The sequence below is a fragment of the Bartonella sp. CM120XJJH genome (assembly GCF_042194715.1).
Lineage (GTDB): Bacteria > Pseudomonadota > Alphaproteobacteria > Rhizobiales > Rhizobiaceae > Bartonella.
Window position 1 is genome coordinate 26648 of sequence record NZ_JBHINE010000019.1, and the last position, 12827, is coordinate 39474.

General features: G+C 38.4%; 11 protein-coding genes. 6 read left to right on the forward strand and 5 right to left on the reverse strand.

Going from position 1 to position 12827, the window contains the following annotated elements; translation table 11 throughout:
* Positions 1-24 precede the first annotated feature (24 nt).
* Together ACFIKU_RS07535 and ACFIKU_RS07540 are read left to right on the forward strand one after the other, a co-directional pair.
* Positions 25-2748, forward strand: a complete 2724-nt coding sequence (locus tag ACFIKU_RS07535; RefSeq protein WP_375657131.1) for a valine--tRNA ligase — start codon at positions 25-27, stop codon at positions 2746-2748.
* Between the two features lie 1121 nt (positions 2749-3869).
* Positions 3870-4661, forward strand: coding sequence for a tetratricopeptide repeat protein (locus ACFIKU_RS07540; RefSeq protein ID WP_375657132.1), 792 nt, complete (start codon positions 3870-3872; stop codon positions 4659-4661).
* 101 nt (positions 4662-4762) lie between these two features.
* Here the strand turns inward: ACFIKU_RS07540 and ACFIKU_RS07545 are convergent, their stop codons facing one another.
* From ACFIKU_RS07545 to xth, 5 genes are all read right to left on the reverse strand, one after another.
* Entirely contained in the window at positions 4763-5509 is a 747-nt protein-coding gene (locus ACFIKU_RS07545; protein WP_375642393.1) for an amino acid ABC transporter ATP-binding protein, read from the reverse strand.
* 11 nt (positions 5510-5520) lie between these two features.
* The gene (locus ACFIKU_RS07550) at positions 5521-6237 is read right to left on the reverse strand and encodes an amino acid ABC transporter permease (RefSeq protein ID WP_375642394.1); all 717 of its coding nucleotides are present in this window, start codon (positions 6235-6237) and stop codon (positions 5521-5523) included.
* A 2-nt stretch (positions 6238-6239) separates the two neighbouring features.
* The gene (locus ACFIKU_RS07555; protein ID WP_375657133.1) at positions 6240-6992 is read right to left on the reverse strand and encodes an amino acid ABC transporter permease; all 753 of its coding nucleotides are present in this window, start codon (positions 6990-6992) and stop codon (positions 6240-6242) included.
* 141 nt (positions 6993-7133) lie between these two features.
* Positions 7134-8039 carry a transporter substrate-binding domain-containing protein gene (locus tag ACFIKU_RS07560; protein ID WP_375657134.1) on the reverse strand — a complete coding sequence of 302 codons (906 nt, stop codon included), beginning with the start codon at positions 8037-8039 and terminating at the stop codon, positions 7134-7136.
* A gap of 124 nt (positions 8040-8163) precedes the next feature.
* On the reverse strand, positions 8164-8946 hold the full coding sequence (gene xth, locus ACFIKU_RS07565) for an exodeoxyribonuclease III (RefSeq protein WP_375657135.1): 783 nt from the start codon (positions 8944-8946) through the stop codon (positions 8164-8166).
* 424 nt (positions 8947-9370) lie between these two features.
* Here xth and rpsL point away from each other — a divergent pair, with 424 nt between their 5' ends.
* From rpsL to ACFIKU_RS07585, 4 genes are all read left to right on the forward strand, one after another.
* A complete protein-coding gene (rpsL, locus tag ACFIKU_RS07570; protein ID WP_005773262.1) occupies positions 9371-9742 on the forward strand; it encodes a 30S ribosomal protein S12 in 372 nt (123 codons plus the stop codon).
* Positions 9743-9760: 18 nt separating this feature from the next.
* Positions 9761-10231 carry a 30S ribosomal protein S7 gene (gene rpsG, locus ACFIKU_RS07575; protein ID WP_375642398.1) on the forward strand — a complete coding sequence of 157 codons (471 nt, stop codon included), beginning with the start codon at positions 9761-9763 and terminating at the stop codon, positions 10229-10231.
* A 24-nt stretch (positions 10232-10255) separates the two neighbouring features.
* Positions 10256-12340 (forward strand): elongation factor G, encoded by a 2085-nt coding sequence (gene fusA / locus ACFIKU_RS07580; protein WP_375657136.1) that lies wholly within the window; start codon positions 10256-10258, stop codon positions 12338-12340.
* Positions 12341-12402: 62 nt separating this feature from the next.
* A partial coding sequence (locus tag ACFIKU_RS07585) for a GTP-binding protein (RefSeq protein WP_375656741.1) occupies positions 12403-12827 on the forward strand: 425 nt, incomplete at its 3' end.

The window sequence follows — 12827 nt, forward strand, 5'->3', positions numbered from 1 at the left end:
TCAACGGCGTTATGGATGAATAGAATGTTAGAAAAAAACTATGATGCTGCCTCTATAGAGCAACGGGTTACAAAGAGATGGGAGACTCGTGGGGCTTTTAAAGCCGGAGCTGGTTCTAAAAGCGGAGCAGAACCTTTTTGCGTTATGCTTCCACCTCCTAATGTTACGGGCTCACTTCATATGGGGCATGCGCTCAATACGACAATTCAAGATATAATAGTTAGATTTCAGCGGATGCGTGGCAGAAATGTGTTGTGGCAGCCTGGTATGGATCATGCTGGGATTGCTACACAAATGGTTGTAGAGCGTCAACTTGCAGAACGCCAAGAACCAACGCGTCAAGAAATGGGAAGAGAAAAGTTTATTGAGCGTATTTGGGAATGGCGTTATGAAACTGGAGGCGTTATTGCGAACCAGTTGCGTCGTTTTGGGGTTTCATGTGATTGGTCGCGTGAGCGGTTTACAATGGATGAGGGGTTGTCGCAGGCAGTTCGTGAAGTTTTTGTCACGCTTTATAAGCAAGGGTTGATATATAGGGATAAGCGCCTTGTTAATTGGGATCCTAAATTGTTGACAGCTATTTCAGATCTTGAAGTTGAGCAAAAAGAAGTTCAAGGACATTTGTGGCACTTTAGGTATCCACTTGAGGATAAGATTTTTGATCCAAATGATGCAACAACTTTTATAACAGTGGCGACAACACGGCCAGAAACAATGCTTGGTGATACAGGAATTGCTGTTAATCCTGAAGATGAGCGTTATAAAAATCTTATCGGTAAAAATGCTCTTTTGCCGCTTGTTGGTCGTAGGTTATTAATTGTTGGTGATACGCATGCTGATCCTGAAGCTGGAAGTGGTGCTGTAAAAATTACACCAGCTCATGATTTTAATGACTTTGAAGTAGGGCAGCGTAATCATTTACGCTTGATCAATATTTTTACCCAAAAAGCCGAGATTTTTCTCCGTGGAAATGAAGCATTTTTCGATGGTTTGATTTTGTCAGATGAATTAAAAATGTTAATAGAAAATCTCGATAAATCTGATCGTTTTGTTGCTCGCCAGAAGATTGTTTCCTTGATGGAAGAACAGGGATATTTAGCTTCTGTTGATGATCATATCCATATGGTTCCTCATGGAGATCGCAGTGGTGTTCCTATTGAGCCTTTTTTGACAGATCAATGGTATGTTCATGCTGCTGAATTAGCAAAGCCAGCGATAGAGGCTGTTCAACAAGGAAAAACGCAGTTCGTTCCTGATAGCTGGAAAAAGACTTATTTCAATTGGATGGAAAATATTCAACCTTGGTGCATTTCTCGCCAATTATGGTGGGGACATCAGATTCCTGCTTGGTATGGTCCTGATGGAACGGTTTTTGTTGAAAAAAGTGAAAAAGAGGCTTTAGATTCAGCTTTTGTTCATTATGGTGAGGTTGTTGAATTAATCCGTGATCCGGATGTTTTAGATACTTGGTTTTCATCAGCGCTTTGGCCTTTTTCAACATTAGGATGGCCAAATAAAACGCCTGAATTATCTACTTTTTATCCAACATCTTTATCCGTGACAGGATTTGATATTATTTTTTTCTGGGTTGCTCGTATGATGATGATGGGACTTCACTTTATGGGTGACGTTCCTTTTCCAACGGTTTATGTGCACGCTCTTGTTCGGGATCAAAAGGGTGCAAAGATGTCAAAATCAAAGGGAAATATTATTGATCCCTTAGAGCTTATTGATCAATATAGTGCTGATGCACTTCGGTTTACTTTAGCTATTATGGCAGCACAAGGTCGTGATGTAAAACTTGATACTTCTCGTATTGCTGGTTATCGTAATTTTGCGACAAAATTGTGGAATGCTACCCGATTTGCGCAGATGAATGGTGTGAAGCATGATCCAACTTTTAAGCCAGAACAAGCAAAACTGGCGCTTAATCGTTGGATTTTAACAGAGTTATCTAAAACGATTTCAGCAGTGACGACTGGTATTGAACACTATAAATTTAATGAGTCAGCTGCCACACTTTACCGTTTTATTTGGAATACATTATGTGATTGGTATTTGGAGCTTCTCAAACCTATTTTTCAGGGGGAAAATGAAGATGCTAAAAATGAGGCTCAAGCTTGTACTGCTTGGGTTTTAGATGAAGTTTATAAACTTCTTCATCCTTTTATGCCTCATATGACGGAAGAGTTGTGGTCTCTTACAGAAACGCAAGCCAGCAAGCGTGAGGATATGCTCGCATTGACAAAATGGCCAGAGGAAACATTGATAGATGAAGAAGCTGCTGATGATATTAATTGGCTTATTGATGTCGTTACAGGGATTCGGTCTGTACGTTTTGAAATGAATATTCCTGTGGCTACACAAGCACCTCTTGTTGTTGTCGAAGGAGGGGAAGTAACGCGAGAGCGTGTGAGGCGTTATGATGCACTTCTTAAAAAATTAGCGCGTATTGAAGTTATTGATTTCTCGGATAAAGTTCCGCAAGTATCAGCACAAATGATTTTGGGAGAGGCTGTTTTTTGTTTACCATTAGGACAGTTGATTGATTTAGAGGCTGAACGTGTTCGTTTGAGGAAGGATGTCAGTAAAATTGAACAAGATATTGAAAAAATATCGCTTAAGTTAAACAACCCCCAATTTATAGCAAATGCAAAAGCAGAAATTGTTGAGCGTGAACGGAACAGGGTTGTAGAATTGCGTGCAGCGCAGAAAAAAATATTTGTTGCTTTAGAGCGATTGAATTGATTTCAACTTCTTCTTTTTTGATGAATGATTTCACACCATTAGGGCTGGTATAGATCTTCTTTAAAGGGAACTTTTTCTTTTGTTAGTTTTTCATGAACGATCATAAAATCTCTACTGAAATCTATTGTTTATATTTACCATTAAAGAAGCATCTCTTAAGGCACCCAACCCTATTTCACGACGGAGATCATGAATGCTATAACGGTAAATCCATTTGAGCTCCCCTTCTTTATGCTGGTAAAGCAGCAAGCCCCCCGTAGCACCATCCCGTCCAATCCGGATAGCCCTTGGCACTTAAGACCGTTCATAAGAGGCATTTTTAGTTCTTTATTACACAGAGTTTGATCCACATAGCCCCCCTTGCTTGTAATGTGTAAGAGGACGGTTTTGATTTATTTAACATGGAACAGGTTTGGAATGGGAGAATCTTACGATATTCGAGGGACTCATTCAACATGCAAAAAAATAAATTATCATTATAAATCAATATTCTGATTTGTTACCGTAAAACATCATCATTTAGAGTAGCAATATAAGGCATGTAAAATCACACATGTAATATTTTTGTTGTATGTAGTGATGAGTATTCTGAGGTAGGGCTTGTGTGTAAAGTATGAAGTAATCCATGTGAAATGATGTCAGAAAGCTGTATTGTTTATATATTGACTGTGGAAGAACTTCGTCTTTAAGGTGGTAAGGCAGTTGTGAAGTTATAAGTTAACGATCATCATTATATTTATCCGTTTTCGTATTGTTTTTTGTACTTAAACGCTTATCATTCATCATGTATTCTCTTCGTTCTCAAGCTGCTGTTTAATGCACGTTATTTCATTGAACGATTTTTACTCATACGTATAAAATTTTAAGATCAATAAATCCTAGAATGTTAAAGGATGTGTTACAAAATATAGAATAATGATTTATATTTAAAAATCAATTTTTTGTATATAAAAATGGATACTTAATTTTATCGAACATTTTGGATGGTTTTTATTTATCTGTCTTTTCTTTTAAAATTTTTCCTTTAAAATCACGTGTGCTTCTTAATAAGAAAAGGGGTTTAAATATCTACAAAGAAATTTATAACAGATATAATCATTAAAGTTGAGATAGGGGGGGAAATGGTTAATAGGTTTCAGATATGGAAAAAGGCCACGATTGTTGTAATTTTAGGGGGATTTTTTTCAACTGTTTATGCAATAAATGTCAATAGTTTGCAAGAAGCGAATGATGGTTCGTTTTATTTTTTTAAACGTGGTATGTCTGCTTATAAAAGTAGGCATATAAATCAGGCTATTGCAGCATTACGTTGTGCGGCTAAGAAGGGCCATATTGGTGCAAATTGGAAACTTGGCTCTATCTATGCAAACGGTGATGGTGTCCCTAAAAATGATTATAAGGCATATCATTTTTTTGCATATATTGTTGAAAAAGGTGCTGATCTTGGTTCAGAGGATGAAAGTTATGTTTCTGACGCATTGGTTAAACTTGCGGGATATATAAAAAAAGGCATTCCTCAATCATTTGTGAAACCTGATCCTTCTTATGCTGCTCATCTTTATATGCAGGCTGCGGTAAACTATGGAAATCCTAAAGCTCAGTATCATTTAGGAAAAATATTTTTAAAAGGAGAGGGAAGGGAGAAGAATCTTATACAAGCAGCACGTTGGTTTCAACTTTCAGCAAAAAAAGGAAATCATTCCGCCCAAGCAATGCTTGGAAATATGCTGCTTCAAGAAGGAAAAATTATCCGTGGGGCGGCAATGTTAACTGCTGCCTATGAAAAAGCTAATGTAAAAGACAGAAATTGGATTCGACCTTTGCAAGAACAGGCTTTTGCTCTTTGTAATGAATTTGAGAGACGTACAGTAATTTCACTGGTTGCTGATATTTTAAAAAATAACAGCTTTTAAACGTCTAATTGTAATATTTTTACATTTTATCATCTGCTATTAAACTCTGTTTCTTGTATACAAGTTCATAGTAAAGATAGCTTTTTGCGATAATCTGATGGCTAATGACTTAGGATTTTAGACAAAAATTCTTGCGTTCTCGGTTTTCTTGCTTGCGGATCAGAAAAGAACTCTTTAGATGAACAGTCTTCAAGAATTGTTCCTTGATCTATGAAAATAACACGCTCCGAGACTTTTTGTGCAAATCCCATTTCATGGGTTACACAAATCATCGTCATACCTTCTTCTGCTAAGCTAATCATGACATCGAGTACTTCACCTACCATTTCAGGATCTAGAGCAGATGTTGGTTCATCAAAAAGCATGACAAGTGGATCCATAGTTAAGGCACGTGCAATAGCAACACGTTGTTGTTGCCCTCCAGAAAGTTGACCAGGATATTTATCTTTGTGTTCAATCAGTCCAACGCGTTCAAGATACAACAATCCACGTTCAAGTGCTTCTTTTTTGCTTCGTTTTAGGACTTTGATTTGTGCAATTGTCAAATTTTCTGTGACAGATAAATGGGGGAAAAGCTCAAAGTGTTGAAATACCATTCCCACCTGACTTCGCAATTTAGGCAGATTTGTTTGTTTTGAATGAACTGGTATTCCATTAATCCAAATTTCACCTTTTTGAAAAGGGACGAGAGCGTTAATAGTTTTAATGAGTGTTGACTTTCCTGATCCTGATGGACCACAAACGACAACCACTTCTCCCTTATTAATGTTGGTTGTACAGTTTTTAAGGACTTTAACTTCGCCATACCAATTAGAAACATTTTTTATTTCGATCATATGAGTAGACATTTTTTTTCCTATTAGCGAATAATGGATACTTTTTTTTGTAAATACAAAACTATTTGTGACAGTGTAAAACAGATAACAAAATAGAAAATAGCAGCTAAGATATAAGCTTCTTGCTTTACACCAAAATTATTAGCAGCAATATCAAAACCATTTAAAAGACTGTTGCCACTGATGGCATAAACAAGGGTTGTATCCTGAAAAAGGATAATAACTTGTGTTAAAAAGACTGGAAGCATATCTCTAAAGGCTTGAGGAAGAGTGACAATGTACATACTTTGCCAATAGGTCATTCCAAGAGCTTGCCCTGCATATTTTTGTCCTTGCGGAACTGAATTGATTCCAGCACGCATAATTTCTGCAAAATAAGCTGTTTCAAATGCGGTAAAGGTAATGAGTGCTGATTTATTTGCACCAATGGATGTACCAGTTAAAAAAGGCAGAAGCACGAAAAACCATAAGATAACCATCACAAGTGGTATTGAACGCATAGCTGTTATGTAAACGATTGCAAACCAAGAAAAAAGTTTTATGGAAGAAAGGCGCATCATTGCTAAAAGGGTGCCGAAAACAAGCCCCAATACCGTTGCAAAAAGAGTTAGAAAAACGCTAAAAAGTAAACCTGATAAAATGTAAGAACGAAATACATCAAAGGTAAAAAAGGAAAAATCAAAGTCGGAAAAATTGAAAGGAAAATAAAGTCCAAACTGAGAGCTTATGAAATTCATCATATTCAATTTCCCTTTGTTTGAAAATTAGGAATTTTGAGTATTTGTTCAATGACGGTCATCACGATGAATACGAATAAGGCTATTAGAATATAAAGAATCGTAACAAGCAAATAATTTTCGTAAACATGGCTTACCTCTTCAATTGCTTGGTATTGAAATTGCATGAGCTCATTTATTGAAACGGCGAATGCTATAGACGAATTTTTCACAATCCCCATTGCTTCTGAAGTAAGAGGTGGCATAATTATACGTATAGCACGTGGTAGTATAATATAGCGATAACTTTGATAAGTTGTAAACCCCATTGCCATAGCAGCATAGCGTTGTCCAGAAGGAATCGCTTCAATGCCTGAACGAACCTGTTCTGCAATGCGTGCAGATGTAAAAAATCCCAATGCGCATGTTATTAAGAGAATAGGGGAAAATTTCATCGCTGGTGGATAAATCTTAGGAACAACAAAATACCACAAAAACACTTGTACAAGGAGGGGAATATTACGCATAATCTCTACCCAAATAGCACCGATAGTGCGAAATATACAATTGATTATCGATGTTTTGGGTAAAGTGCGCATTGTTCCTATAATAACGCCACACAATACAGCTAATATAAGTGAAGTGATAGACAATATAACCGTATTTTTTAAGCCATCGAGAAGTGTATCTAAATAGGTATGACTCACGCCGGGAGTTCCCAGGCATCCTGTTACCAGTGTTTGAGTAAGGTCATCTCTACAAAGGAAAGAAAAGTCCATTAATTGATATTCCCTCAAATTAGTCATTCACATATAGGACAATAAACCAAGCGCATCTACATAGGCTAAATTTATTAAAAAGTGAATTAAAATATAAACCACACTCAATTTTTAAAGAGTGTGGTTCTTCTTTATTAAATTTTATAAATCTTTTTCTACGTAGCTTTCTCGAGGCTTATTATTTGGGTGATCCCAAGCATATCTTGTTTGTTTTGACAAGGGAAGGTTCATAACAGTGTTAGCAGGTGGGATCGGTTTCATAAACCACTTATTATAAAGCTTTTCCAGTGATTCATCTTTAATCTGACGTACGATACTATCGTTGATTGTTTGTTCAAATTTTTTGTCATTTAATCTGAGCATACAGGCAATAGGTTCGACTGAAAGTACAGTATCAAGAATGACATAATCAGATGGATTCTTTGATTTAGCAATATGTCCAGCAAGAATTGAAGCGTCCATGACAAAAGCATCTGCCTTACCAGATTCTAATAATAAAAAACTATCTCCGTGATCTTTCCCCTTTAAAACTTTAAACTGAATGTTTTTTGCACGTTTATTTTTACGAATAAGTTGAACAGATGTTGTACCGGTGGTCGTTGCAACTGTTTTTCCATTTAAATCCTCAAGAGATTTAATGTTAGAGTTTTTCTTGACAGCAATTCGAACCTCTTCAATGTATGTCGTATAAGCAAATGCTGCTTCTTTACTGCGGGCAATATCATTTGTTGTTGAACCGCACTCAAAATCATAGGTTTTATTTTTTAAGAGAGGAATTCTATTTTGAGAAGTGATGGGAAGATAATGAATTTTAATTGGTTTACCAATTTTTTTTGAAATATCATCAATGATCCGTTCTGCCATTTCTGTATGAAAACCTACATATTTATTATTACCAAGGGCGTAGGCTAAACCAGATGATTCACGGACACCTAAAGTAATTTCCCCCGTTCGTTTTATTTTTTCAAGAGTATCGTGTTCAGCATGTGCGACACTTGTGAACCCAATGGCCGCTGCTGCAATAAGCATTAACAATGATTTCTTCATTTATGTCCTCCATTCATTTATTTTTATTTTAGTTGCTTAAGATATACTGTTTATATGCTGTAGCATAGTTATTATTTTTGAGCGGAATTTTTTTGTTGTCTCATGAAATAAGGATTGTACTTTATTAATTGATATTAAGATGAATCCAAACAGGGACGTGGTCGGATGGTTTTTGATATCCCCTTACTTCTGTTTGACTATGAGCGCAAATAAGTTGATCAACAGCTTCTGGTGATAATAATAAATGATCAATGCGAATCCCATTATTTTTAGGCCAAGCACCCGCCTGAAAGTCCCAAAAACTGAAGGAGGGAGTATCGGTGACATTCCGGATAGCATCATAAAAACCTAAATGAAGAATGCGTTGGAATGCTTTTCTTGTTTCTCGAAGAAATAAGGCATCTTGATACCATTCTTGAGGCTTCTTTGCATCTAATGGAGCGGGGATGACATTATAATCACCCGCTAGAATAAGAGGTTCTTCATACGCAAGCAATAATTTTGCATGTGTATATAATCTTTCCATCCATTCTATCTTATAGGAATATTTTTCACTCTCAATAGGATTCCCATTTGGCAAATAGAGAGATGCAACACGAACAACACCTTTGTTTGTTGAATAAACAGCTTCAATATAACGTGTTTGTTTATCATTATCATTGCCTGGTAATCGACGGATTACGTCATCTGGTGTTTTTTTAGAGAGAATCGCAACGCCATTAAAACTTTTTTGTCCGTGTGTTTCTATATGGTAACCTAAACTTTCAATTGCATCGCGTGGAAAATTTTCATCAATACTTTTAATTTCCTGTAAACAGACTATGTCCGGCTGGCTTTGCTGCAACCATCGACATAATGTTTCATGTCGTGCTTTTATTCCGGCAATATTCCACGTTGATATTTTCATGACACTCCTTATTTATAGAGGATATTACTATGGTAAATTGATTTATCAAGAGTAGCGGTAAAAGCAAATTTAAAGTTTTAAAATTTAATTTATTTTCATTTTTAAAAAACTTTCTGCTGTTTAGTTCTTGACGAATGTACGTGTTCTCGCTATTAGAGATGAACATAACCGATGTGGATGTGATCAGGTTGTTTTGGATATGAGCCGGAAGATTGTTCACAGGTGTTAAGAAGATTAAAAGCAAATGCTAGTGCAAAAGGCTATTGCCTTCTCTGCTTGTGGTCGGGTAAACTGTTTTTTGCAGGTGTGCCCGATTTTGTGTGTAGACTTAGATATCTGTTCCGATTCTGTTGGGGTGGATGGAAATAAAAATAGAAAAGCCCGATTGGGTGAGAAGAATGTAGATCGAAAAGAGGAAGGTTGCATGCCTACCGTAAACCAGTTGATTCGCAAGCCGCGTGTGGCGCCAGTTAAACGTAATAAGGTTCCTGCTCTGCAGTCGAATCCGCAGAAACGTGGTGTTTGTACGCGTGTTTATACAACAACACCGAAGAAGCCTAATTCTGCCCTTCGTAAAGTTGCTAAAATTCGCTTGACGAATGGATTTGAGGTGATTGGTTATATTCCTGGAGAGGGACATAATCTTCAAGAGCACTCTGTTGTGATGATTCGTGGTGGTCGTGTGAAAGATTTGCCGGGAGTTCGTTATCACATTATTCGTGGTTTGCTTGATACACAGGGTGTCAAGAATCGTAAACAGCGCCGTTCAAAGTATGGCGCAAAGCGTCCAAAATAATATTGAGAGACAAAGCCAATGTCCCGTCGTCATAGAGCAGAAAAACGTGAGATTAATCCAGATCCAAAATTTGGTGATTTGGTTATTATGAAATTTATGAATGCCATTATGTTTGATGGTAAAAAATCAGTTGCAGAGCGTATAGTTTATGGTGCGCTCGATTCTGTAGAAAAAAGAGTAAAAACAGATCCTGTGGCCCTGTTTCATCGGGCCTTGGAGAATGTTGCTCCTCATATTGAAGTTCGCTCACGCCGTGTTGGTGGCGCTACTTATCAAGTTCCGATTGATGTTCGTCCTGATCGTCGTCAGGCTCTTGCTATTCGTTGGTTGATTACGGCGGCACGTGGTCGAAATGAAACGACGATGATTGAGCGTTTGTCTGGTGAATTGATGGATGCGGCTAATAATCGCGGTTCTGCCGTGAAAAAGCGTGAAGATGTTCATCGTATGGCTGAAGCTAATCGTGCTTTTTCTCACTATCGCTGGTAGAAGTTTTAAACTAAGGCAAATATAATGGCTCGCGAATATAAAATTGAAGATTATCGTAATTTTGGTATTATGGCGCATATTGATGCTGGTAAGACTACGATGACTGAACGTATTCTGTTCTATACCGGTAAGAATCATAAAATTGGAGAGACCCATGATGGTGCTTCTACAATGGATTGGATGGAGCAGGAGCAGGAGCGCGGTATTACGATTACATCTGCTGCGACAACGACGTTTTGGGAGGGGAAGGACGGTCGCAAGCGTCGTTTTAATATCATTGATACGCCAGGGCACGTTGATTTTACGATTGAAGTTGAGCGCTCTTTGCGTGTTCTTGATGGTGCAATAGCCTTGTTGGATGCAAATGCCGGTGTGGAGCCTCAGACGGAAACTGTTTGGCGGCAAGCTGAAAAATATCGTGTGCCTCGTATGGTTTTTGTTAATAAAATGGACAAAATAGGAGCTGACTTCTATCGTAGTGTGGAGATGGTTGGTTCTCGGTTGGGTGCTAAAGCGCTTGTTGTGCAGTTGCCAATTGGGGCTGAAAATGACTTTGAGGGTGTTGTTGATCTTGTTGAGATGAAGGCTTTAAAGTGGGATGGTTCTATTGGTGCCTCGGCAGTGATAAGTGAAATTCCCTCTGATTTAAGGGAAAAAGCTGAAGAATATCGCGAGAAATTGATTGAGATGGCTGTGGAGGTTGATGAAGTTGCGACAGAGGCTTATTTGGAAGGTGTTATGCCAACTAACGAGCAGCTTGTTTCTCTCATTCGTAGGGGGACAGTAGAAGTTCAGTTTCATCCGGTTCTTTGTGGTACCGCTTTTAAAAACAAGGGGGTGCAGCCACTTTTGGATGCTGTTGTTTCCTATCTTCCTTCTCCAATTGATATTCCGGCGATTAAGGGTATTGATGTAAAGACTGAGTCTGAAACGACACGCGAATCTTCTGATGATGCTCCGCTATCTATGCTTGCTTTTAAAATTATGAATGATCCTTTTGTTGGTTCATTGACGTTCTGTCGTATTTACTCAGGTAAGGTTCAGAAAGGTATTTCTCTTGAGAATACTGTGAAAAAGAAGAAGGAGCGTTTGGGGCGTATGCTTCAAATGCATTCAAATTCTCGTGAGGATATTGAGGAAGCATTTGCTGGTGATATTGTTGCTCTTGCAGGGCTTAAGGAGACGACAACAGGTGATACTCTTTGTGATCCTTTGAAGCCTGTTATTTTGGAGAGAATGGAATTTCCAGAGCCTGTTATTGAGATTGCAATTGAACCGAAGACAAAAGCAGATCAAGAAAAAATGGGTATTGCTCTTAACCGTCTAGCAGCCGAAGATCCTTCATTTCGTGTTAAATCGGATGAAGAATCTGGACAGACTATTATAGCTGGAATGGGTGAGCTTCATCTTGATATTATTGTTGACCGTATGCGGCGTGAGTTTAAAGTTGAAGCAAATGTTGGGCAGCCTCAAGTTGCTTATCGTGAGTCAATTACTAAAATGGCGGAAATTGATTATACCCATAAGAAACAATCGGGTGGTGCTGGTCAATTTGCTCGTGTAAAAATTGTTTTTGAGCCTCATGATGGTGATGACTTTATTTTTGAGTCAAAGATTGTTGGTGGTGCTGTTCCTAAAGAATATATTCCCGGCGTCCAAAAAGGGATTGAAAGTGTTATGGGGTCAGGTCCTCTTGCGGGATTTCCTATGCTTGGTGTAAAAGCGACACTCATTGATGGTGGCTATCACGATGTTGATTCCTCGGTTTTAGCTTTTGAGATTGCTGCTCGTGCAGCTTTTCGTGATGGAGCAAAGAAGGCTGGTGCACAGCTTCTTGAACCGATCATGAAGGTGGAAGTTGTTACACCAGATGATTATGTTGGTGATGTTATTGGTGATCTCAATTCTCGTCGGGGGCAGATTTCAGGAACTGAAGCGCGCGGCATTGCAACGGTTGTGAATGCAATGGTTCCTTTGGCAAACATGTTTGGTTATGTGAATACCCTTCGTTCTATGAGTCAGGGGCGTGCGCAGTATACAATGCAGTTTGATCATTACGAGCCTGTGCCTTCGGCTGTTGCTGTGGAGATTCAAAAGAAATACGCGTAATTTCAGGTTGGTAATTAATTTTTAACTTAGTCCTTGGCGTGGACGGAAAATGGAGAGCTCAAATGGCGAAGAGCAAGTTTGAACGAACGAAACCGCATGTTAATATTGGTACGATTGGTCACGTTGATCATGGGAAGACCTCGTTGACAGCAGCGATTACGAAATACTTTGGTGAATTTAAAGCCTATGACCAAATTGACGCTGCCCCAGAGGAACGCGCACGTGGAATTACTATTTCTACAGCACACGTTGAGTATGAAACGGAAAATCGTCACTATGCGCACGTTGATTGTCCAGGGCACGCTGATTATGTGAAGAACATGATCACAGGGGCAGCGCAGATGGATGGTGCTATTTTGGTTGTTTCGGCGGCTGATGGGCCAATGCCTCAGACACGTGAGCATATTTTGCTTGCACGTCAGGTTGGTGTTCCAGCAATTGTTGTTTTTCTTAATAAAGTTGATCAGGTTGATGATGTAGAACTTTT